This is a genomic window from Virgibacillus sp. CM-4 (assembly GCF_000445495.1).
In the GTDB taxonomy this organism is placed as follows: Bacteria; Bacillota; Bacilli; order Bacillales; family Amphibacillaceae; genus Virgibacillus; species Virgibacillus salexigens.
The window spans coordinates 930,808-953,387 of record NZ_AUQA01000006.1 but is presented as its reverse complement, the minus strand read 5'-3'; the positions used below and the strand labels follow the sequence as shown (position 1 = coordinate 953,387).

20 protein-coding genes, 1 pseudogene and 1 riboswitch are annotated in these 22,580 nt (G+C 37.5%); of the genes and pseudogenes, 17 read left to right on the top strand and 4 right to left on the bottom strand.

Annotated features, from left to right (window positions below):
• Positions 1–13: 13 nt before the first annotated feature.
• Positions 14–1,180 (top strand): NAD(P)/FAD-dependent oxidoreductase, encoded by a 1,167-nt coding sequence (locus M948_RS38100; RefSeq protein ID WP_021291804.1) that lies wholly within the window; start codon positions 14–16, stop codon positions 1,178–1,180.
• A 25-nt stretch (positions 1,181–1,205) separates the two neighbouring features.
• Here the strand turns inward: M948_RS38100 and M948_RS38095 are convergent, their stop codons facing one another.
• Complete coding sequence (locus M948_RS38095; RefSeq protein WP_021291803.1) at positions 1,206–2,789, bottom strand: glycosyltransferase family 2 protein; 1,584 nt, start codon at positions 2,787–2,789, stop codon at positions 1,206–1,208.
• A gap of 136 nt (positions 2,790–2,925) precedes the next feature.
• Between M948_RS38095 and M948_RS38090 the strand changes: the two genes are divergently transcribed.
• The 10 genes from M948_RS38090 (at position 2,926) to M948_RS38045 (ending at position 12,932) form a co-directional block, all read left to right on the top strand.
• A complete protein-coding gene (locus M948_RS38090; RefSeq protein ID WP_021291802.1) occupies positions 2,926–4,278 on the top strand; it encodes a TRAP transporter large permease subunit in 1,353 nt (450 codons plus the stop codon).
• 79 nt (positions 4,279–4,357) lie between these two features.
• Positions 4,358–5,290, top strand: coding sequence for a GntR family transcriptional regulator YhfZ (gene yhfZ, locus M948_RS38085; RefSeq protein WP_021291801.1), 933 nt, complete (start codon positions 4,358–4,360; stop codon positions 5,288–5,290).
• A 61-nt stretch (positions 5,291–5,351) separates the two neighbouring features.
• Positions 5,352–5,732, top strand: a complete 381-nt coding sequence (locus M948_RS38080; protein ID WP_021291800.1) for a PRD domain-containing protein — start codon at positions 5,352–5,354, stop codon at positions 5,730–5,732.
• Positions 5,729–6,088, top strand: a complete 360-nt coding sequence (locus M948_RS38075; RefSeq protein WP_021291799.1) for a DUF2620 domain-containing protein — start codon at positions 5,729–5,731, stop codon at positions 6,086–6,088. Before M948_RS38080 ends, M948_RS38075 begins: the two co-directional genes overlap by 4 nt.
• A 17-nt stretch (positions 6,089–6,105) precedes the next feature.
• Entirely contained in the window at positions 6,106–7,395 is a 1,290-nt protein-coding gene (locus M948_RS38070; RefSeq protein WP_021291798.1) for a YhfT family protein, read from the top strand.
• Between the two features lie 23 nt (positions 7,396–7,418).
• A complete protein-coding gene (locus M948_RS38065) occupies positions 7,419–8,333 on the top strand; it encodes a phosphotriesterase family protein (protein WP_021291797.1) in 915 nt (304 codons plus the stop codon).
• A gap of 2 nt (positions 8,334–8,335) precedes the next feature.
• The gene (locus M948_RS38060; RefSeq protein WP_021291796.1) at positions 8,336–9,466 is read left to right on the top strand and encodes an aminotransferase class V-fold PLP-dependent enzyme; all 1,131 of its coding nucleotides are present in this window, start codon (positions 8,336–8,338) and stop codon (positions 9,464–9,466) included.
• A gap of 19 nt (positions 9,467–9,485) precedes the next feature.
• Positions 9,486–10,646 (top strand): alanine racemase, encoded by a 1,161-nt coding sequence (locus M948_RS38055; RefSeq protein WP_021291795.1) that lies wholly within the window; start codon positions 9,486–9,488, stop codon positions 10,644–10,646.
• A 5-nt stretch (positions 10,647–10,651) separates the two neighbouring features.
• Positions 10,652–11,854 (top strand): phosphopentomutase, encoded by a 1,203-nt coding sequence (locus tag M948_RS38050; protein ID WP_021291794.1) that lies wholly within the window; start codon positions 10,652–10,654, stop codon positions 11,852–11,854.
• Positions 11,855–11,999: 145 nt separating this feature from the next.
• Positions 12,000–12,932: an aldo/keto reductase gene (locus M948_RS38045; RefSeq protein ID WP_021291793.1), complete on the top strand. Its 933-nt coding sequence runs from the start codon at positions 12,000–12,002 to the stop codon at positions 12,930–12,932.
• Between the two features lie 388 nt (positions 12,933–13,320).
• On the opposite strand, the gene M948_RS38040 is transcribed toward M948_RS38045, so the two are convergent.
• On the bottom strand, positions 13,321–13,563 hold the full coding sequence (locus tag M948_RS38040; RefSeq protein ID WP_021291792.1) for a helix-turn-helix domain-containing protein: 243 nt from the start codon (positions 13,561–13,563) through the stop codon (positions 13,321–13,323).
• A 63-nt stretch (positions 13,564–13,626) separates the two neighbouring features.
• Positions 13,627–14,259, bottom strand: a complete 633-nt coding sequence (locus M948_RS0122100) for a sigma-70 family RNA polymerase sigma factor (RefSeq protein ID WP_021291791.1) — start codon at positions 14,257–14,259, stop codon at positions 13,627–13,629.
• Between the two features lie 282 nt (positions 14,260–14,541).
• Between M948_RS0122100 and M948_RS38035 the strand changes: the two genes are divergently transcribed.
• The gene (locus M948_RS38035) at positions 14,542–16,152 is read left to right on the top strand and encodes an alkaline phosphatase D family protein (RefSeq protein WP_021291790.1); all 1,611 of its coding nucleotides are present in this window, start codon (positions 14,542–14,544) and stop codon (positions 16,150–16,152) included.
• A 188-nt stretch (positions 16,153–16,340) separates the two neighbouring features.
• Here M948_RS38035 and M948_RS38030 read toward each other — a convergent pair whose 3' ends face one another.
• Positions 16,341–17,591, bottom strand: coding sequence for a DNA polymerase IV (locus M948_RS38030; RefSeq protein WP_021291789.1), 1,251 nt, complete (start codon positions 17,589–17,591; stop codon positions 16,341–16,343).
• A 181-nt stretch (positions 17,592–17,772) separates the two neighbouring features.
• Here M948_RS38030 and M948_RS43730 point away from each other — a divergent pair, with 181 nt between their 5' ends.
• From M948_RS43730 to dacB, 5 genes and pseudogenes are all read left to right on the top strand, one after another.
• Positions 17,773–18,129, top strand: coding sequence for a hypothetical protein (locus M948_RS43730; protein WP_231378692.1), 357 nt, complete (start codon positions 17,773–17,775; stop codon positions 18,127–18,129).
• Between the two features lie 106 nt (positions 18,130–18,235).
• The gene (locus tag M948_RS43725; protein WP_231378691.1) at positions 18,236–18,700 is read left to right on the top strand and encodes a DoxX-like family protein; all 465 of its coding nucleotides are present in this window, start codon (positions 18,236–18,238) and stop codon (positions 18,698–18,700) included.
• Positions 18,687–19,301 (top strand): DUF4166 domain-containing protein, encoded by a 615-nt coding sequence (locus tag M948_RS38020; RefSeq protein ID WP_021291788.1) that lies wholly within the window; start codon positions 18,687–18,689, stop codon positions 19,299–19,301. Before M948_RS43725 ends, M948_RS38020 begins: the two co-directional genes overlap by 14 nt.
• Positions 19,288–20,955: a YndJ family protein gene (locus M948_RS38015; protein WP_021291787.1), complete on the top strand. Its 1,668-nt coding sequence runs from the start codon at positions 19,288–19,290 to the stop codon at positions 20,953–20,955. The genes M948_RS38020 and M948_RS38015 overlap by 14 nt, the downstream gene beginning before the upstream one ends.
• Positions 20,956–22,313 (top strand): annotated as a pseudogene (gene dacB, locus M948_RS38010) (D-alanyl-D-alanine carboxypeptidase/D-alanyl-D-alanine-endopeptidase).
• A 68-nt stretch (positions 22,314–22,381) separates the two neighbouring features.
• A riboswitch (SAM riboswitch) is annotated at positions 22,382–22,500 on the top strand.
• Positions 22,501–22,580 lie beyond the last annotated feature (80 nt).

Below are 22,580 nucleotides of genomic sequence, written 5' to 3'. Positions count from 1 at the left end.
GGGGATGATCATCATGGAAAGTGCTGATGCTATTGTCATTGGTGGAGGAGTAATTGGTACATCTATTGCGTATCATCTTGCTGCCAATAGGAAGGTGATCCTTCTTGAAAAAGGAGATATAGGAGCTCAGACTTCGGGGGCTTGTGATAAAGCCATTTTCCTTCAATCAAAGAAAGCTGATATTGCAGTGGAATTAGCACGACACAGTAGAAAACGTTTTGCATATCTTGAGCAAGAATTAGATGCACCCATTGATTTCAAACCGAGTGGAGGGATGGTAGTAATTAACAAGGAGTCACACCTCTCTTTTATGAAAAAATATGCGAAAAGTCGAAAGAAAGCAGGTCTTAAAATAGATCTTTTAGATCAACAGGAAACGTTAGAAAGACAACCATGTTTATCACCGAACATTCTTGCATCTACCTATTGTAAAGAGGATGCAGAGGTTAATCCATTGTTATTAACACAAGCGTTCACGAAAGCAGCTAAACGAAGAGGCGCGAAAATCCATACACATACAGAAGTTACTGATATAATTTGTAAAAATGATAGGATAGAAGGAGTGAAGTCTACAAAGGGGAGGTTTGCTACTAAGTTAGTCATAAATGCAGCTGGACCGTACGCTCCTATCATTGCAGGTATGGCAAATGTACATTTACATATGATCCCGAGAAGAGGGGTTATCCTCATCTCTGAAAAGATCAAACCAATCGTGCAAGGGAATGTTTTATGCTCTGACTATTTAGCCGCAAAACACCTCTCCCAGCAAACTAAAACAGAACTCCCTCCATATGGAATTGGACTCTCACTTGGTCAAACAGAAAGTGGTAATCTCCTAATTGGAAGTAGTCGAGAATTCAAAGGCTATGAAAAAAGCATTGATCATAAACTTATTTCTATGATAGCAGCGCATGCTAGCAGGATCGTTCCTACGTTAAATTTTACGCGAATTATCCGTTCAATGGTTGGTTTCCGCCCATTTATTGGGGATGGTCTACCAATTATCGATAAGATTGAAGAGATGGAAGGATTTATTATCGCTACTGGGCATGAAGGAGATGGCATCGCATTGGCTCCAGTAACAGGTGAATTAGTTGAGGGGTTAATTGACCGAGATCCATCTTATCAGCGATGGCTTACATCTCTAAAGCTCTCACGGCTTCAACATACTATTACATAAGAAAGTCCCATACTATTGGGATCTTTTAGTGTTTCGTGTTATCTTCTTCCCATTTTATTAGTTTTGGTTGTTTATCAAGAATCGAATGGTATTGTGCCAACCATCCAAACTCACCTTTAGGGTCAAGCTGTAAATACCGTTTATATTTTATCGCACGTTCTTCTTCATCTGCCCATCCAAAGTGTTTGATTCGTAAAGATGAAGTCGTATTAGGCAAATGAAATATATTGGCTGGGAACCTACCGCAGTGCAAGCGTTTTTTCTGCCATTTGTAGTCAAAATGAGGTTGATAACGGAGGAGAAACGGCCGATAAGATTGATGAGATTTCCAATACTTATCTTCTCTATAGTTTTCTTCATCCCACATATCATAGAGTCGAAAACTATATAAATCCATATCTGATTGATTCATTAGATTGGTTACTTCGGTAGTAAACGCTGCTTCAGGAAGTTCATCTGCGTCTAAATTTAAAATCCAATCTGGGTTGGTTTTAATGGTTTCTTCCCATTGTTGTTTTCGTAATTCAATTTCATTGGAAAATGTTGACTCATGATTTTGCACAAGATGTAATGGGATTCCCTCCAATAGCTTCTGACAAATGGCAATGCTATCATCGTCGCTTCCATCATCAATGATAACTGCTTCATCAATATAATTGCGGTGCATTTTTAAAATACGTTCTAAATAACGTGATGCTTCATTTTTCATGATCATCGAAAGTGTAAGCTTGTTATTTTTAGTTTTGCCTGTTCGGTTAGACAAGATTTCGTTTACTTCAATTGGACTAATACGAACTGTGTTTTCATCCTTATATTCTTGCACTTCATTTAGGTCAGAACTACGATAAATGTGAAATGCTGGATAATGGGTATCTACAAATAATTGAAAACCAAGCGCTTGAGCTCGAACACAGAAATGTCGGTCCTCTCCCCAAAAGGAGATGTTTTGAATGGGGTTAAAATTAACTCCATTTTTTAATGCATTTGCATGAATTAAGGTACAAGCTCCTAATCCGCCAACTTCATACGTTCCTGGGTTTTTAAGCGTATTAATAAATTCCATGCTGCGTCTATTTTTTTCCTCATCAGATAATTGTTCGCCTAAAGCAGATGGATATAATGTATATTCATCCTTCATCCATACTTGCGGAAGTGGATTCGTATTTGGTTGCCATTTCGTCCAAAAGATGGTGGAGATAATATTTTTTTCCATCTGAATCAGGTGCTTAATTGTATTTGGATGAATGATTAAGTCAGAATCAATAAGAAATAAATAATCGTATTCTTCCTTTATTGCATAATCGATGATACGGTTTTTAAATGCTGCTACTTTCCAAATTGCTTGATGATTCCAGATATGAGTATTTTCATCCCTTGCATACCCTTGATGATTCATGTGGGAAGGTTTCAGGATTTTGGTTTGATGAGGTGTATGATCTGAAAATTCTCTTAGTAAATGAATGGATTGCTGATCGGTATTATCGTCGATAAATAAGTAGTCAATGGAAAAGGTAGTATTCTTAATTTCGGTTAACGCCGTTAGGAATTCCTGTAAAATGGGATGCTGTTGATGAATTGGCGAACCAATTAAGACACGAGTGTCCGTCATTGTTGTTCCGTACCTCCTTGGATAATAAAAAAAGTCCTTGTAGTAGTATATTGTCAGTCATATGAAACGTTCTACATCGGATTTAATTTTAATTTTTCTGATAATAAATCATATATATTATCAGAGGTGATTTAACATGTTGATGATTATTATTCCGTTAGGATTGTTGTTCGGCATTGCTTTAATAAAGCAAATACCAAAAATCGGCGGTGATATCCGTGTTGCTTTACTTGCTGCCACTATTTCATCTGCTATTATTTCTGAATTAACTGTTTGGGGAATGCTTGTGGCTATGGTTGATGGAATTGATCGTTTGGCATGGGTAATCATGTTGTCCATCTTTGGAAGTATCTATGCCGAAACACAAGTGAAAATAGGATCTGTGGATACGACGTTATTCAGTTTAAGGGCGATCTTTGGTCGGTCTTCGAGAGGTTTAATCATTGCTATTTTTATGACATTAATATTCGCGGGTTCGTTATTAGGTGATGCTATTGCCGCAGCTACAGTAATTGGTTTCCTTGTTATACATGCATTGTCAGAGTTACGTCTGAAGCCAGAACAAATTGGGATGATTATCTTACTAGGGTCATCGATAGGATCAATTATGCCACCGATTACACAAGGTGTGTTTTTGTCAGCTTCGCTTGTAAATACAGATCCATCTCCAGTACTACATTTAGCTTTTCTGACGGTAAGTGTAGGAGCAATCATTGCGGTAATTGAATCCATTCGATTTGTTAAAAATAAAAAATTGCCGAATGACCTAATCCCAACTGAATCGCTGGGTCAACTCTTAGAGGCAAGATGGACTACGTTAATTCCTTTATTTGTCCTACTAATCATTGTATTAACGCATGCCATTTTTAATTATAATATCTTTACGAATTTCCCAGTCTTATCAATGATTTCACAATTATTAATGAAAGTACCAATTATTCAAGGCGTTACTTTTCCAGTAGTATCTGCAATTATTGTAGCTAGTATCGTGAGTTTCCTCTTTACAAATGTTCGAAACCAAGCCAAAAAAATAGTAAAAGACGGAATAATCAGAGTGCATCAAACGGTGCAAATTCAAATTTGTGCAGGTATGATGGTTGGAGTATTTTATGCATCTGGAGTAATCGATCAAATGGCGATTATGACACAGGAATTGTCTACTTCTATGGTTAAAATAGGTGGTATGCTATCTGTTGTAATTGTGGGAATGATGACAGGCTCTCAGACAACTGCACAAACGGTTAATATTACATTCCTTGGCCCAATTTTAGAAAATATGCATGTCGATCCTACCCTAATTGCATTAGGAGCTTCTCATATTGCAGCAGCTGGACAGAATATGCCACCAGTTGGGCTTACGGCTTTTGTAATATGTGGGTTAATTGGAGGGATATTAAATCAGAAAGTGAACCCACTTAGAGTAATGTTTTTGGCTTTGCCTAATTCTATGTATTTCTTATTGGTCGGCTTACTCGTTTGGTTTTTATAAACGAAAAAAGTATTGCAAACATTTTTTGTAAACGCTATAATTACAATATACAATATTTTGTATTTTAAAAGGAGTAACTATGACTAGAATTTGGGAAAGTTTATTTTCAAAAAACGGACTTGCTGCCAAAGAAATTGCATATCAAATGCTATATATAGAAGAAGGCGAGAGGGTACCTAAGGTAAGCGACTTAGCAGCAGAATTAGATATTGGTAATGGAACGGTTCAGGGAGCCCTGAAGGTTTTAGAAAATTTACATGCTATTCGTCTAGAACCAAGGGGTCATTTGGGAACATTCCTACGGAAAAAAGACATTATATTATTAAGAGAAATTGCAGGTGTTGGATCATTAATTGGCGCCATGCCCTTACCATATTCTTCGATGTATGAAGGATTAGCTACAGGATTGATTGAAGCCTCTGAATCTATGTTAACAAATATTGATTTAGCTTATATGAGGGGATCAAAACAGCGGCTAGAATCATTGAAATCTAGAAGGTCTGATTTTGCCATTATGTCCGAATTAGCTGCCGAACAAGAAATTGTTAATGATGAAAACTTAGAAATTGCCTTAAATTTTGGACCTCAAACCTATGTTTCTACCCACCAAATATTTTTTACAGGTAATCTGAATAATCAAATAAGCGATGGGATGAAGGTGGGGATCGATTATACTTCTGTAGATCAATCACAAATTACATTATTAGAGTGCGAAAACCTTCAAGTTGAATTCGTACCTGTAAATTACATGCAGCTATTTGATATGTTATTAAATGGAGATATTGATGCTGCAGTATGGAATGCAGATGAAAATCGTTCTAAGAGAAGGTTTCAAATAGGTGATTTTAAATCGGAGAAGGCAAAAAAGGTATCGGTCAAAGCTTCTACCTCAGTGATATTAATTGAAAAAGATCGACATGAAGTAAAAGATTACATTTCGGGTTTAGATAAGGATGTCATTTTAGACATACAACAAAAGGTAGTTAAGAAAGAAAAGCTGCCACATTATTAACCGTGGTGGTTTTTTATCATCAATATACAAAAAACTGTATTTTAAAAAAGGGGGATAAGAATTGAATATTCATACGCTGGAAGATAGGTTGCAGATTCTCGTTCTAGGAGATGTTATTTCAAAACAAGCAAGTTATACAACTTCAGCTGCATTTCAATATTTAGTAGATAAACTAAAGCTACATGATTTAGAGCAATCAGAGATGCTTTTCACACATCTACCTTCCGCATTAACACGAATAGAAAAGAGAGAAACAATGGAAGCACCCGCACCTGAAATTATCGAAGAAATTAGACGATCTACGCATTATCGAGAAGCGGAAAAACAGGTCCGTTATGTAGAAAAAGAATGGGGGAACGAGCTTCCACAAGAAGAAAAAGAATTTCTGTACATGCATTACACCAATGTCATATCCATAAATAAAGGAGGAAAAGAAAAATGAAAATAATTATTGGTGGACAAGTAGAGAAGCAAACGATCGAAGCATTAATTAAGGATATCGATCCTTCCATAGATACGTCTGTTAAATCTGATTTGGAGGCAGCAATGGCGATGAAGACAGGACAGGCGGATTATTATTTTGGTGCTTGTCATACTGGAGGAGGGGGAGCCCTTGCCATGGCAATTGCTATGATTGGCAGAGACAAATGTGAAACAGTTTCTATGCCAGGTAAAAAGCCAGATGCTTCTAAAGTAGATGAGGCAGTACGTAATGGAAAGATAGCATTTGGTTTTACCGGTGATCATACGGAAGTTGCTGTACCTATGATTCTATCAAGTATAAAGAATAAAGCATAGAAAGGGGGGGGAAAAAGATGGAAATGATGTTTGTGATTTTAATTGGGGCAGTTGCAGCTGTACTAGCCAATATGAATATTGCTGTATTTAATGATGGTCTTCGACCGATCGTATCCGAACATTTAGAAGGTCGATTAAAACGGAGGGAATTAGGGTTAACCGCCTTTGCAATGAGCTTTGGTTTAGTAGTTGGCTTTGGGATCCCGTTTACCATTACTGCTAGCATTATTTTAATTCATAGTATCCTACTTGGAACAGATATTATCGGGTTAATGACACCGAAGAATAAATGGGGTACAGCAGTTGCGGCTATTGTAGGTGGGTTGTATGGGTGGGGGCTATTAATTGGGTTAGAAGGATTTGTGAAGTTATTTGAATACCTACCTGTTAATTTCCTTGAACCGATGGGAGAAGTAGGAACACCAGTAGTAGTAACCTTTATGGCTTTTCCAGCTTTAGCTGTGGCCATGCAGTTCAGTGTGAAGAAAGGAATTATTACATTTATTGTAGCAGCATTAATTAGACAGTTAGCAGTATTTGTGAATAATAGTGAGTTCCTACGCATCGGGGATAATGTCGTTACACTTAATCAAGAGGGAATGGCGCTTATTGCAGGAATGATCTTTTTATTTGCATTTGCCATGAGAGAAAAAGCAGATGAAGCTGCTTCTGTTGACTTAGCCTCTATATTTAGTGAAAAGGTTAAGCAGATTAAGAAGAATGTTGCTTTCTTTATGATTATTGGTGCATTAATAGCAGGTGCTACGAATCTACTATTAATGGCTGGCGATCCAATTTCACTTAATCTATTAGCTGAAGGAAAGCAAACAGATGCTGGGATCGCAGCTGCAGCTAGGGCTATTGGCTTCATTCCTTTAGTTGCCAGTACAGCAATAGCAACTGGAGTTTACAGCCCTGTCGGTTTTACCTTGATATTTGTTGTAGGGCTATTTGTACCGAATGTTTGGGTAGCAGTCATCGTTGGTGCCATCGTTATTTTCCTAGAAGTGATGTTGTTAAGTTCTATTGCCAAATTTTTGGATAAGTATCCTGGCGTTAGGAACTCAGGGGAAAACATTCGGAGTGCGATGACGAAATTGTTAGAAGTAGCCTTATTAATTGGAGGAGCAAATGCAGCAAATATGATTGCTCCTGGTTTTGGATTTTTCTTTATTGCAGGCTTCTATCTGCTAAATGAAGTCGCAGGACGTCCTATTGTCCGAATGGCGGTTGGCCCAGTTGGTGCCATTGCAGTTGGTGTGCTTGCAAATATATTCGTATTACTAGGAATAATGCAAGTTTCCTAATAACAGCATAGGAGTGATCGTTAATGATACAAACAGTTCGAGGGAAAATTGCGAAAGAAGCATTAGGAGTATGTGCAGCACACGAACATCTCTCTATTGATCTATCACGAATAAAAGGTGATCCTGACACGATTTTGGATGATGAACAAGGGATGATCGAAGAGCTAGGGCATTTTCATCAAGCTGGAGGCCAATCCATGATCGAGTTAACGAATGATGGGATGGGAAGAGACGTTAAAAGACTGGTTCGATTAAGTGAAACTTCTGGTGTTCATATTGTGACATGTACAGGCTTTTATAAAGACCCCTTCATTCCCGAATATGCTGAAGGGTGGAATCGGAATCAATTTGCTGCACATTTTATAAAGGAATGTGAAGAAGGAGTTGAAGGGACAGAAGTTTTCCCTGGAGTAATTGGGGAAGTAGGAACCAGCATAAATGAAATCAAACCAATTGAAAAAGAGCTAATTATTGGAGCTGGCATGGCTAGTTTGGCTACAGGATTGCCAATATCCACTCATACATCTCTAGGAACGCTTGGGAGTAAACAAGTAGACTTGTTTTTTGCATTGGGAGTATCCAAAGAACAGATCATCATCGGCCATCAAGATTTGAATCCGGATAAAGAAATGGTTTTAGATGTACTTTCATCTGGAGTGTTTATTGGATTTGACACGATTGGTAAGAATAATTATCGGCCAGATAAAGAGCGTTTAGATTTTTTGATAGATTTTATTGAAAGAGGTTTCCATAAGCAAATCCTTCTATCCGCAGACCTAACACGGAAATCCCATTGGCGTAAGTTTGGCGGGGAAGGATATGATCTTGTGTTAAATACGTTTATTCCTGCATTAAAAGAGCGCGGAGTGAGTGATTCCGTGATTTCAGATTTGCTTATCAATAATCCAGCGAATGCATTTTCCATAAAGGAGCGGTAATCATGGCTTATAAACCAGCTGCATTAAAATATGCTTCATCCGTTCTACCAACTTTAACGGTTCCAGAAGCACAACAATTACAATTTAAATTTGTTCATTGTATGAGTAAGCACTTTACTGGTCATCAATTTTTATCAATGGGTGATCTCGGTGTTGCTCCACGTTATAAGAAACCGGAACAGACGGAAAGAGCAGAGCGTGTCATTGCTGATTTCTTCGATACGGAAAAAGCCGCACTCGTTCGAGGTGCCGGTACGGGAGCAATTCGGAATATTTTAAGTATGCTCCTTCAAGCAGGGGATAGCATGTTTATTCATACAGCCCCTGTTTATACAACAACAAAGGAGACGATTCGTCTACTAGGGATTCAAACGGTACCGATTAATTATAATGATTTATCCGCTATAGAGGATGCATTGAGTACTGATCATACATGTAAAGTTTTCTACATTCAACATGCAAGACAACAGCCAACCGATACGTATCAACTTAAGAAAGTGATTCAAACGGTGAAGCATATACGGCCAGAACTTCCTATCGTGGTAGATGATAATTACTGTGCGTTGAAAACTTATGGTATTGGAATAGAGTATGGAGCTGATTATTCTACATTTTCAGGATTTAAATTACTAGGTCCAGAAGGGATTGGAGTTATTGTAGGAAAGCAAGGAGCGATTAATATGCTGCAGGAGAAGAATTATTCTGGCGGCGGAAAGGTACAAGGTTATGAAGCAATGGAACTAATCCGGATGATGACCTTCGCGCCAGTTTCGCTTGCAACTCAAAATGAGCAAGTAGAAGAGCTTTGTAAACAATTAAATGAGGGTTTAATTAAAGGGATTGCAGCTGCTTATATGAGCAATGCACAGTCGAAAAATGTCATTGTTGAATTGGAACAGCCAATTGCGGAAGAAGTAATTCAACAGAGCAATCTACTTGGTGCTGCTACTCATCCTGTTGGAGCTGAGTCAAAATATGAAATAATTCCTATGATCTATCGTGTTTCTAGCAGCTTTATTGAAGCGCAGCCGCGGTTAAAAGAATTTGGATTACGTATCAATCCGATGAAATCAGGAGCATACACCGTTATTCATATTTTAGATAAAGCAATAAAAACAGTCAATAAGCAATAAATCAAGGAGGGGTGCTTCTATGTTTTTGCGAACAACAATGAAACGAAATCCAGAACTATTATTTACTGGGCTTTCCTTGCATCAATCTGGAATGATTCCACCAAATACGTATGTCATTGATGTAGATGCACTAAAGACAAATACTCGTATGATAGCAGATACTGCGAAGCAATATGGAATGGAATTATACTTTATGAGCAAACAACTTGGCCGACTCCCGCAAATTGCAAAATTCATTCAAGAAAACGGCATAAAAAAAGCGGTAGCTGTTGATTTTGACGAAGGGAAAATACTAGCTGATCAAGGAATAGCAATAGGGAATATTGGACATTTAGTACAACCAGGAAAGCATCAGTGGAAAGAGGTTTTGAGCTGGGATCCAGAAGTTGTCACGATTTTTTCCTACGAACGTGGCAAACAATTATCAGATGCAGCAGTAGAAGTGGGAAAAAAGCAAGATATCTTATTAAAAGTGGTTGGAAAAGATGACAGCATCTATGAATCCCAAGAAGGTGGAATTCAATTAGAGGATCTGCAACAAGAACTAGACCGAATACTTCCATTACCTGGTATTCGAATCATCGGCGTAACTACTTTTCCTAATTTGCAATTAGCGGATACCAAGCGTGAAATGATTGCTACTGCCAACCTTACAACATTACTAACAGCAAAACAAATACTCGAAGAAAAGGGAATCACCGTTCGACAAGTCAATGGCCCCAGTGGAACAAGTATTGAAACCATCCCTTATTTAGCTAAACGAGGTGTGACTCATGGTGAACCAGGGCATGGATTAACAGGAACGACACCAATTCATGCTTTTAAAGATCTGCCAGAAATTCCTGCAATGATTTATGTTACAGAAGTATCTCATGAAACATCGCAGCACTATCAAGTTATTGCGGGGGGTTTTTATGGCCGCTCTCAAATGGAAGGATGTTTAGTTGGAAATGAACGTGAATCTATTCTTAATCGCTATGTAACTGCTGAGCAAAATAGTCCTGAAGTAATCGATTATTATGGAGCGATAAAAAAGCCGGATGGTTTTCAAGTAGCGATCGGTGATTCAGTTATTTTTTCTTTTCGAACACAAATATTTGTAACGAGAGCTCATGTGGCACTTGTAGAAGGGATACAGTCCGGTACACCTAAACTGATCCATCTGGAAAGGAAGTGGTGACAATTATGGCGAAAATGACATTAATTGTTATTGATAGCTTTGGGATTGGTGCAATGGAGGATTGTACAGATTATCAACCCTCTGACTGTACAGCGAATACATTCGACCATATACGTAAAGCCAAAAAAGATGATTTAAAAATCCCTTATATGTATGGGGCTGGCATAGGGACGCTCGTTGATAATCAGCCTGCTCCGCAAAAAGCTTATGGTTATTCCAAATTAGCCCATCATGGCGCGGACACGTATCTTGGTCACCAAGAAATAGCTGGAAGTTGTCCGAAAAAATCTACTAAAAGGCTTATGAAAGATATCCACTCGTATATAAAGACAGCATTAGAGAATGCAGGTTATCATGTTGCATATCCATTTACCAATTGTCCTATTTTATTAGTCAATAATGCTGCCGTAGTTGCCGATAATTTGGAATCAGCTTATGGAAATATTATTAATATAACAGCGGATTTTAAACAACTGCCTTTTAAAGAAGTGAAAAAACTAGGACAGGTGGTGAGAGCGCATGTAGATACCACGCGTGTTATCGCTTTTGGTGGACCGTATACATCTGTTGAACATATTCTAGCTTGCGTAGAAGAAAAGCATAGAGGTCAATGGGGCGTAAATACACCAAAAGCAAATGTGTATGGGGAAGGTTATCGTGTTTTTCACATGGGGTATGGCGTTGAAATTGAAAAACAGTTTCCAGTAATTGCTGCTAATCATGGTATAACGGTGCATCGTTTAGGAAAAACAGCGGATGTACTGCATGGAGAAGGTCCAGCCAATCCGATTGTCAATACAAGCAACTTACTTAACTATGTTGGTGAATGTTATCAGCGAGAAGAGGAAGACGCAGCTTTTCTAGTAAATATCCAAGAAACAGACTTGGCGGGGCATGCACAAGATGTGGATTGGTACTGTGATCTATTAAATGAAACAGATAAATGGTTATCTGATATATTTATTCCATTAATGCGAGAAGATGATATTTTAATTGTTATGGCCGACCATGGAAACGATCCTACGATCGGTCATGCCAATCATACAAGGGAGTATGTACCAATTTTAATCTTCGGTGAAAAGGTTAAGAAAACAACGATTGGTCTGAGGAATACAATGGCTGATGTCGGTGCTACATTTTGTGAATTCTTTCACCTTCCTCCAACTGCAGAAGGAAGAAGCTTCTTATCCGAAATTATTGATAAATAGTCTGATTCTAACTAATGCAGTTCATGTTTTACATGAATTGCTTTTTGATGTTGATGAAATGTTTCAAGTTATATAATGTTTCATTTTTTTTGTTCGTGGTACATTTGTAATGTTAGCGAAAATATAGGGAAAAGGGGTTTTATACATGGCAAAGTTTACGAAATTGGGTAAATCTGATATTTCAGTGTATCCAATTGGATTAGGTACCAATGCTGTAGGTGGTCATAATATTTATCCGAATATGTTAGATGAAGAACAGGGAAAAGATGTTGTTAGAACTGCGTTAGATAATGGGATAAATATGCTCGATACAGCGTTTATTTATGGGCCTGAGCGTTCCGAAGAACTAATTGGTGAAGTGATGAAGGAATATAAACGAGATGATATTGTTCTTGCTACAAAGGGTGCCCATAAATTTGCAGGTAAGGACACCTTAATAGATAATTCTCCAGCTTTTCTAAAGCAGGCAGTGGATGATAGTTTACGTAGACTACAAACCGATTATATTGATTTATTCTATATCCATTTTCCTGATAATGATACCCCGAAAGATGAAGCAGTAGGTGCATTAAAAGAATTAAAAGATCAAGGAAAGATTCGCTCCATTGGTGTTTCCAATTTTACTCCAGAGCAGTTACAGGAAGCAAATAAAGATGGATATGTTGATGTTTTACAAGCAGAATATAATCTACTTAAACGCGATCCAGAAAAGCATTACTTCCCATATACAGAAAATGAAAATATTACATTTATTCCTTATTTCCCACTTGAATCAGGCTTATTGGCTGGGAAATATGATAAAAATACAGTGTTTTCAGATTTACGTGCGCAAAACCCGAACTTTCAAGGGGAGAAGTTTCTAGAAAATCTGCAAAAAGTAGCTCAACTCAAAGAAATAGCTGATGCTTATGGAGAAGAGGTTGTGCATATCGTACTCGCATGGTACTTTACTCGTCCTTCCGTAGATATCATTATTCCTGGTGCTAAACGTCCCGAGCAAGTACTTAGTAACAAGCGAGCAGCAGAGATTGCTCTATCTGAAGCAGATGTACAATTAATAAGTAATATCTTTGGGTAATTTCGTTTGAAGTTAAGCTTTTTCCGCACGGTATGATGATTAAACTAAGCATCTGATGGAAGAATAATTACGGCTTGTAGAGAAACTCCTGTGTTTTCTACAAGCTTTTTTTCTCTGGACGATTAGGCGTGAACAACCGATTTCCGCGAGAGAACGGTGGGGACTCATTGTGAAACCTAACATACAGGGGTATCAAATCGCTGGGTCTTTCCCAGGATTCTCGCGTTCGCGCCCTCCAGTCATAGAAATGATCCTCTTCCATCCAGCTAGGGTAGCTAGATGGAAGGGTACCTTTCTATTTTGATCGGTAACTGTTCTTTAATTGAAACCATTCAACCACTACCACTAGGAGTTCTAGCTGTCGAGATCTTTCTGCTTTTCCTAGTTTTTAGTGTTTGAATTCGGATTGTTTCTGCTTAAATTCAGTGAAATTGTATGTCTTATTAAAATCGAATTCCCGTACCATTTCAATTAACTTTATTCTTAGCTCCTGATATAGATCAGCTTGTTCTTGTATCGGTGTTTGTTGTAAAGATGCTTTAATTTTTGGTTCGAACCTTTCCAAAATAATAGAAATGGCTGCTGTATCTGAATTTTGGGCTTGTTTTGTTAGATCTACCAATTTAGCCATGCTATCTCTCCTATCGTTTAAACGTTTATTTAAATAAAACAGTGAAAAGTGATCAGAGAAGGCTTAAAGCATCGTCTTATCTTCGAGTAATTTTCTTCTTAGCTTCGCTAAGACGTTATTTCTTGTCTTTGTAACGGCCTGTTGAGATACATTGTCTTTGGCTGCTATTTGTGTATCAGTCATCTCAAATACGTATGCAGCTTCGATAATGTGTTTTTGTTTTGTTGTTAGAGAACAAATAGCTTGATATAGTGCAGGATTTTCAACTTTGTTTTCTAATTTGTTATCCCGTTCAACAATTGTTTCATCCAAAGGCTTTATTCGTGGATCTTCCCATATTTCTACGTTGGTTATGTCAGAATTCAGATCGTGGGTAATAGGTTGATCTAAGATGCTTTGCTGTCTTTTACAATCTTGTTTTCTTTTTTGATCGTAGCGGATTGCTTCTCTTCTTACCGTATTGGACAATTGGCTAATTAATCGTATTTCTGCGTGATGATCCTTAAAGGCATTATCGAGCTGTCGTTTGGCATTTGTGGTGTTTGTTAGAATGGCCCTCTTCAATAACTCTCTATGCTCTTGTGTTTTTAGAAAGGATTGCATTAATTTGTTCTTAAATAGAGCTTGATTGTCATTAATGAATTGCTGTATTTCTGGTTCTGCTGCTTGTCCATAGGAAGTATTCAGCTTTTCCATTATATTCTCCTCCCCACATAGCTTGAAAAAATCACATCAAAACAGAACATTTGTTCTTATATCATTATATAAAATATAGAGGGACATTTCTAGGTCTATTACATAATTTTAATGTTTAATTTTTTTTAAAAACCCTAAGTTATTAAGTTTGGTTCTAAATTAAAAGAAAAACTTTTTAACAAAGGGTTGTGATTTTAATTATTTATTTGCCTTTATATAGTAAGCGAGTATTTAATATGTAAAGCTCGCAATCAATTCTATGAAAAGATAGGGAGGAGAAACATGATGAACAATAATTTTTCTAAAGGGATGAAAGGTTCACTAAAAACGGTTATTAAAAAAGGGTTGAAGCCTGCAAGTAATGAGTTAATTCGTTCTGTAGTACCTGTATTTAATAATAACCCATTCCAGTTGGGGGTAGCTTCTGGGGATCCTCACCCTGATGGTGTCGTATTATGGACAAGGCTTGCTCCAGAACCACTTGCTGAGAATAGCTGTGGTGGAATGCCTGACTATCAAATACCAGTAGAATGGGAAGTGGCAGAGGATCAAAATTTCCAACTGGTGGTGAAGCAGGGGTTTGCTGTGGCTTTGCCGGAGCTTGCTCATTCGGTTCATGTTGAATTAGAGGGATTAGAACCTAGTCGATATTATTATTATCGTTTTAAAACTGGTTCTTACGTCAGCCCTGTTGGCAGAACAAAAACAGCACCTGCAGCAGATGCTGATATTTCTTCACTCTCATTCGCAATGGCTTCTTGTCAGGCATGGTACCATGGTTATTTCACAGCATACAAACATATGGCTGCTGAGGATTTAGATTTTGTATTTTTCCTAGGAGATTATATTTATGAATATGCCATTAATACTTCTAATTTGATGCGTCCTGTTGAACTTTCAAATGCTCACAATACAAAGGTTGTTACACTGGATCAATATCGACTGCGTTACTCATTGTTTAAAACAGATCCTGATTTGCAAGCAGCCCATGCAGCATTTCCATGGATTATTACTTGGGATGATCATGAGGTGGAGAACAATTATGCCGATGAAGATTCACAATATGGAGCTTCTGAGCGTCAGTTCTTGCTCCAACGTGCCGATGCCTATCAGGCGCACTATGAGAACTTACCACTTCGTAGTATATCGGCTCCTGAGGGACCGGATATGAGACTGTATCGCAATTTAAGGTATGGCAACTTAGCAGAATTTAATGTGCTAGATACTCGTCAATATCGTGATGATTATAGCTCTTCCGTTATTGTGAGTGGTCCAGAGGCGGAAGAACGCTTAGATCCAGAACGAACTATCTTGGGAGAGGAACAGGAACAATGGCTAATGAATAACTTACAGCATTCTAATGCTACTTGGAATGTCCTTGCTCAGCAGGTAGTCATGGCTCAAGTAGATCGTGATCCTGGAATAGGAGAAGAATATAGTATGGATATGTGGGACGGGTTCGTTTGCAGTCGAGATCGAATTTTTTCCGCTTTCAAAGAGTATCAGATTACCAATCCAGTTGTGCTTTCTGGTGATATACATCGGCATGCCGCTGCAAATCTAAAGGAAGACTTTAATAATCCTTGCTCAGAAACCATTGCTTCTGAATTTGTGGTTACCTCTATTGCTTCAGACAGCGATGGTTCAGAAACGGATCATCTTGGTCCAATTTGGCTGGCAAATGAGCATGTGAAGCTATATAATGCTCAACGTGGGTATGTTCGCTGCCATGTTACACCTGATCAATGGCGTACCGACCATCTTGTTCTCCCTTATATTACAAGGAAAGGGGCTCCAATTGAAACCTATGCCAGTTTTATCGTAGAAAATGGACAGCCTGGACTACAGGAAGTCAACAAATTAGTATCTGCTAAGTCGAACACGAACGGTTAATGAATAGGCTGAATTATTTCATTTAAGGTCGAGGTAAGGGTATTTGAATAATAAATCAAATAGGGAGGCTCCAACTGGAACAGCGGGGTCGTGATGATCCACTCGGCTAAGCGATTTTTACTTAGCCGAGTTAGCTGTGGTCCTTTAGATGATTCGTTTTCTTACTATTCCATCCTGATTTGAATGATTTAAGCATAGTGTCCACCGATTTTTTTACTTCTTTCTAATGTAATGCCAGCATCCGTATAACTCACAGCCCGAAGAATGGAAGTAGTACCATGTTTGGCTCGAATCGAATCCATTGTATAACCAATATCAGTCTTTTTAGCTCTATCCTCGAATAGATCAAGCTGTGTATCTTGCTTTTCGTATAAATGATCTAATGTAACATAAGCACGTCGAATACTGCTTATCCCATCATAAAAGTTTAAAAATAAATCCATACAAACATGGTAAACATCCATAGTCACATTTGTCGGAAGTGGAATAGACCGTGAACGGGAGAACCCACCTCCTGTGGCTTTTGAATAACCAATTCCTAAGTGAATCGTTCTTCCGGCCATGTTAGCAGTTCGAGCTCTCCGGCATACTTCTTCACATAAATCAAGGATACAAACTTCTGTTTCTTGTTTGGAGTAATCACGCAGTAAGGAAATGCCATGGCCAAAACCTTTCTGTTCTGTTTTTACGAAATTCCCAAGTACAGGGCTTAAATCAACGCCCCAAGCATGCCAATAAAGTTGTTCTCCCATAACGCCAAATCGTTTTTTTAAATGATCTAAATCGTAGCGAGCCAGTTGTCCAAGTGTTACAATTCCCATACGATTTAGGTTTTTCTTCATTCGATTTCCAATTCCCCATATTTCTTCTATTGGGAATGGCCATAATTTTTCTTCTACTTCTTCGTATTTGCATTCTGCAATACCTTGTTTTTTAGCATGGAGGTCCATTACAACCTTAGCTAGAAATTTATTATCGCCAATGCCAATAGAGCTCGTAATTCCAAAGCATTCTAGAATGTCTTGTTTTATACGATTGGCTACTTCCCAACGATTACCAAATAGCTTTTCCAAGCCATTCACGGTTACCCAGACTTCATCAACTGAATATGGATGAATAGCTTCTTTAGGTACATACTGATTAATTAATTTTGTTATTTCGGCAGACACATATAAGTAATCGGCCATATGTGCTGGCACAATATATATATCTGGATCATCTGGTAGTTCAAAGAAACGACTAACATTACTAATGCCATATTTCTTTTTTAAAGCTGGGGAAGCAGCCAGTACGATACTTCCGGATCGATTCGGATCTCCTACTACTGCAAGTAGTACCTGCATTGGATCCTTTCCTAATTTAACTGCTTCGACACTTGCATAGAACGAACGCATATCAATACATAGAACATCGTTACGTGGGTACGATGCATAATTCATAGTTATTCACCTTCAATAAGAACATTTGTTCTTATTATATGCAAATAGAACTAATTTATACAATGGAAATTTATACATGTATAGGTAATTACTATCAAATTCTGTATACCGTTTATTATGGGAACCACCATTTTGAGGGTGAAGAATATGTTATATTGAAATGGGGATAGGAGGTAAAGCTATGAAGCGTAAACCAATCTATGTAGAATTACCAATTCAGTCAGACATCAATACGCTATGGGAAATAACACAAAACCCTAACTTGCATGAACAGTGGGACCTTCGTTTTTCATCCATTACTTATTTACCAAGGGAAAGTGAGGAGCAGCCTCAAGAATTCTCCTACAAAACGAAAATTGGTTTTGGCTTCTGTATAGAAGGATGGGGGAAAAGTATAGGAAAAGTTCATACAAAGGATAGGACAAGTGTATCTTCCTTACAATTTGGTACAGACCAAAACCTATCAATTATAAAAGAAGGAGGGGGGTATTGGGAATACAAACCACAAGAAAATGCTACGTTATTTTTAAAAATATAACTATAAAACAAGGTTTGGATGGTTAGGGAAATACTTTGATTTCCTAATTTTTCGCCCGTTAATAAGTTGGGCAACTGCCATAAGTTTCGATGTTTTAAAACGATGGGTGGAAACAGGAGATAGTCCCTCGTCACAATATTTCCGCCTTTTTAGTAGTTGGTTATTCATCTACTTTTTTAGTTTTGTTTGGATCTATCATGGGCTTACTTCCAAGTTAATACACCAACACCCAGCTGAATTATCAATGATGCAAATGACTTTCTCGATAAAAGCAAACGAAGCATCGGTACTAGTTATAGTCACTGGAATGGTAGAGGTAATAATTGGGTTGTTGTGGTTGGGCTACAAGAATAGAGGGTTATTATATAGAATACAGATTGTCATTTTCTTAATATTCGCCATTGTATCCAGCTTAACAGTACCAAGCCAACTTTTTCATCCGTTTAATCCGATAACGTTTAATATGGCATTGTTGGTGATTTCTATTGTGGGACTCACTATTTACAAGAATATTCCCACGGCAAAAAATTGTAAACGAAAGCAAGAAGGAGTTAAAAATGTCCATTTATAAAAAGATTTTAGGGAATGATTTTTATCATCTACACCCTATGTTACAAAAACGGTATGAGTTTAAAGATAGCTATCAATTCAAAGGAAAAGGAGTGATGAGATACATTACTAATAAGTCAAAGTGGTTATTTCCATTGTTCTTATTCAGTCAGAAATATAAGTTATTTTTTCCGGAAACAGGAAAAAGCGTTCCGTTTAAAATTATAAATACACAAACGATAGGGAATAACGGAATGGAGCAGGTGCATTGGGAAAGGGTATTTTATTTTAATGATAAGAAGCGATATTTTAATGCCTCCATGTATCTCGACTTGGAACAAAAGCTTATTCAGGACTATTTAGGTGAGCCTTCTAAATGTTATTCTGATTTATTATTATCAGTAACAAAGGATGGGGGATTACGAATTAATTCTAAAGAACAGCGTCTTATATTCCCGTTTTTAGAAATACCATTACCAAAAATCGTACAAGGATTGGCTACAGTTACGGAAAAATATTTGGAAACAAAAGCGGTATATTATATTCAGGTTAACGTGACGAATCCTTTAATCGGAACCATTTTTTCATACGAAGGGGAGTTCGTAGAAGATGACGTTTCTTAAAGTTGCGGGCGCGAATAGTATTTTATTTATAATAATTGCTTTAACAGGGAATCATTCCTGGTATTTTTTATTGCTAACTGCTGCGCAATTGCTTTTCGTTCCTTGTATGTTACATATTGTTTTGAGGCAGGAAGAAAGTTGGATTTCTACATACTTTCCTTATGCAGGGATAATGGCTTCCATTTCGATCTTTATTTTACAATTTTCACAAGAAACCTCAATGGATACCATACTAGCAATACTGTATTTATTATTTACAGTCATGATTGCGTTATATGGGGTAAAACGTTTTCTTCAAAGAGGATTTGCGTATTTTGAGGAATTTATCATCGATATCGGACTTATATATATCCTTATTGGCGGCATGTGGTTTGTTGCGCATATAGCAACAATAGATACCGGCTTTTCTCCGATGATTACATGGTTAACAGTAAACCATTTTCATTATGCTGCATGCATATTACCTATCTCTGTAGGGTTGTTAGGAAGACTCTATAAATCCAAAATGTACAAATGGGTAAGTAGTATGATTATCATTTCTCCGGTGATAGTGGCATTAGGTATAACCTTTTCTGTCAAAATAGAGTTCTTATCTGTTATTCTGTATATTATCGCTATATATGGATTAATTCACTTATCTTTTAAGGTAGTGTTTAAGAGTAGTCTCCAAAAATGGTTGATCTGCATATCAAACGGAGCTTTATGTGTCTCTATTCTATTTTCACTGTTGTACGCAGTTGGAAATCTTTCCGGATGGTTTTCGGTATCGATAGATTTCATGATTCTTTTTCACGGTATAATTAATTCAATTGTGTTTGCTGGCTTTGGTACAGCTGGTTGGATCATTGCTCCTCCTTTTTCAAACCAAAGGAATAAACCATTTCCACGAAGTAAGATAAAGGGGAAGGGGATCATAGGTGAGGAAATAATCAAAGGGAAGACAGATAACCAATTTTATAATGGTTTAGTAGACTGTATGGAACAGTATGCGAATGAAATTCAACTGGATACATTATCACAAATGATTATTGATTTCTATGAGAATACGAAAAACTATCAGCTATTTGCTGAAGTAAGGTGGAAAAACTGGTTTAAACCGCTAGCGATAATATATAGACAAATTAGTCGTATCATAAAACAATTGAATCTGCCTTTGTCAAGTAGAAGACAGGAAATGACAGGTGCTATTCACTCGATTGATGATCGTATGGATGGAAGAACCAATGTAAGAGCGTGGGTGAGGAAGATCAAAAACGAAGTTATCTTTGTAGCACTTTATTCTTCCCATCAAAATAACGATCAAACGTATATGAACATCGCATTACCTTTACCAGGGACAGCTATGATTGGCATTTTAGAGTTAAGTCAATATGGTGAAAAGTTACAATTATCTAGTAAAAAATTGAAATATGAACAAGCAGATTCTGGTATCTATTTAATTGTTGGAAAAGGCTTATTTAAGCTCCCAATTGAAGAGACGTTTGAAGTGGAAGAAACAAATGAAGGAAAGCTTAAAGCAAAACATCAAATGTGGCTGTTTTCTATTCCCTTTTTAAACATAGATTATGATATTGTGCCAAGCGAACGACAAAACGAGAATATAAAAGAGGCACATCAGAGAACCGTGGGTATTGGGAAGAGAGGTGGTGATTAGGTGAAGAAGTCTATTGATACATATCTGAAACAGTCTCCAAAACTGGCTGGAGCAATTGTTGGTGTTAGTATTCGACGAGCAGATACTGGTGAAACGATTTATGAACATAAAGCAGACACTAGATTACGTCCAGCTTCCAATATGAAGTTGTTGACAGCAGCAGCCAGTCTGGCTGTATTAGGTGAAGCGTATCGCTTTTCGACAGAGATACGTACAGATGGAATAATAAAAGGGGGATGCTTAGTAGGAAATGTATACCTAATAGGAAAAGGGGATCCTACTTTATTACCGAAAGACTTCGCTGGATTTGCTGCCAAACTTAGAGCAATGGGTATTCAGCATATTTCAGGGAAGGTTATTGGGGATGATACTTGGTATGATTCAGTTCGTCTCTCGCCAGATATGATTTGGAGTGATGAAACGTATTATTACGGTGCGCAAATTTCAGCCTTAACAGCTTCTCCAGACAGTGACTATCATGCTGGAACAATTAAGGTGGAGATTAGACCAAATAAGCTGGGGGAAAATCCTATAATTACCTCTTCACCGGAGTCTACATATATTGAAATAGATAATAAGGCAGTTACCGTAGAAACGAATAAAAAAGAAAATATAATATTTGAGCGTCAACATGGAAGCAATTTAATTACGATAACAGGCGAGATTCCCGATAGGCACGAAGGATTGAAAGAGTGGGTATCGGTATGGGAACCAACAGGATACGCTGTTGATTTGTTCAAACAGGCATTAACTAAACATCATATTACCTATAGTGGAGGGTGGGAGATAGCTAAAGTACCAACCAATACAAAGTTATTGCATTTTTGTTATTCTATCCCCTTATCGAAATTGATGGTTCCATTTATGAAGCATAGTAACAATACAATTGGTGAAATCTTGATAAAGGAAATGGGCAAGCAGGTGTATGGGGAAGGTAGTTGGGAAAAAGGATTAAATGTGTTAGAAAAACAACTTGTGAATTTTGGGATGGAGACAAAAGGATTGTGTTGCGAGACGGATCCGGAATATCTCATATGAATTTGATACCAGCAAACCAAATTTCCTGGTTACTATATGTGATTCAAAAAAAGGAATGGTTTTCAACCTATTTTCACGCCTTGCCAGTTGCGGGGGAATCAGAAAGGGACATTGGTGGTACCTTACAGCACCGTATGCATGGGTTACCGGTTCAGGCCAAAACAGGCAGTTTATATACCATTAGTACTTTATCCGGTTATGCAGAAAAAGCGAACAAAGAAAAAATTGTATTTTCCATTATGTTCAATAATTTATTAGATGAGGAAGAAGGAAAACGAATGGAGAATCAACTATTGGATATGATGATCCATTCCGAATGATAAGAGTTATCAAAATTGACAGATAAGCATATTTGCGATAGGCTTAATATAGTGAATTAAATATTGTGTTCTTATCCAGAGAGGTGGAGGGATATGGCCCCATGAAGCCTCGGCAACAGGTTTTTATAACCATTTATAAAAAGACTGTGCCAAATCCATCAAGTCCATGTGACTTGAAAGATAAGAAGAGAACTGAAATAACAAGATTTCAAACTCTTTTCTTATCGGAAAAGAGTTTTTTGTTTTGGGAAAAATTCATCTGGGAGT

Excerpts from the sequence above, each read along its gene's own strand:
- M948_RS38100 (WP_021291804.1), top strand. The coding sequence starts at position 14 with ATGGAAAGTGCTGATGCTATTGTCATTGGTGGAGGAGTAATTGGTACA.
- M948_RS38095 (WP_021291803.1), bottom strand. The coding sequence starts at position 2,789 with ATGACGGACACTCGTGTCTTAATTGGTTCGCCAATTCATCAACAGCAT.
- M948_RS38090 (WP_021291802.1), top strand. The coding sequence starts at position 2,926 with ATGTTGATGATTATTATTCCGTTAGGATTGTTGTTCGGCATTGCTTTA.
- yhfZ (WP_021291801.1), top strand. The coding sequence starts at position 4,358 with ATGACTAGAATTTGGGAAAGTTTATTTTCAAAAAACGGACTTGCTGCC.
- M948_RS38075 (WP_021291799.1), top strand. The coding sequence starts at position 5,729 with ATGAAAATAATTATTGGTGGACAAGTAGAGAAGCAAACGATCGAAGCA.
- M948_RS38070 (WP_021291798.1), top strand. The coding sequence starts at position 6,106 with ATGGAAATGATGTTTGTGATTTTAATTGGGGCAGTTGCAGCTGTACTA.
- M948_RS38065 (WP_021291797.1), top strand. The coding sequence starts at position 7,419 with ATGATACAAACAGTTCGAGGGAAAATTGCGAAAGAAGCATTAGGAGTA.
- M948_RS38060 (WP_021291796.1), top strand. The coding sequence starts at position 8,336 with ATGGCTTATAAACCAGCTGCATTAAAATATGCTTCATCCGTTCTACCA.
- M948_RS38055 (WP_021291795.1), top strand. The coding sequence starts at position 9,486 with ATGTTTTTGCGAACAACAATGAAACGAAATCCAGAACTATTATTTACT.
- M948_RS38050 (WP_021291794.1), top strand. The coding sequence starts at position 10,652 with ATGGCGAAAATGACATTAATTGTTATTGATAGCTTTGGGATTGGTGCA.
- M948_RS38045 (WP_021291793.1), top strand. The coding sequence starts at position 12,000 with ATGGCAAAGTTTACGAAATTGGGTAAATCTGATATTTCAGTGTATCCA.
- M948_RS38040 (WP_021291792.1), bottom strand. The coding sequence starts at position 13,563 with ATGGCTAAATTGGTAGATCTAACAAAACAAGCCCAAAATTCAGATACA.
- M948_RS0122100 (WP_021291791.1), bottom strand. The coding sequence starts at position 14,259 with ATGGAAAAGCTGAATACTTCCTATGGACAAGCAGCAGAACCAGAAATA.
- M948_RS38035 (WP_021291790.1), top strand. The coding sequence starts at position 14,542 with ATGATGAACAATAATTTTTCTAAAGGGATGAAAGGTTCACTAAAAACG.
- M948_RS38030 (WP_021291789.1), bottom strand. The coding sequence starts at position 17,591 with ATGAATTATGCATCGTACCCACGTAACGATGTTCTATGTATTGATATG.
- M948_RS43730 (WP_231378692.1), top strand. The coding sequence starts at position 17,773 with ATGAAGCGTAAACCAATCTATGTAGAATTACCAATTCAGTCAGACATC.
- M948_RS38020 (WP_021291788.1), top strand. The coding sequence starts at position 18,687 with ATGTCCATTTATAAAAAGATTTTAGGGAATGATTTTTATCATCTACAC.
- M948_RS38015 (WP_021291787.1), top strand. The coding sequence starts at position 19,288 with ATGACGTTTCTTAAAGTTGCGGGCGCGAATAGTATTTTATTTATAATA.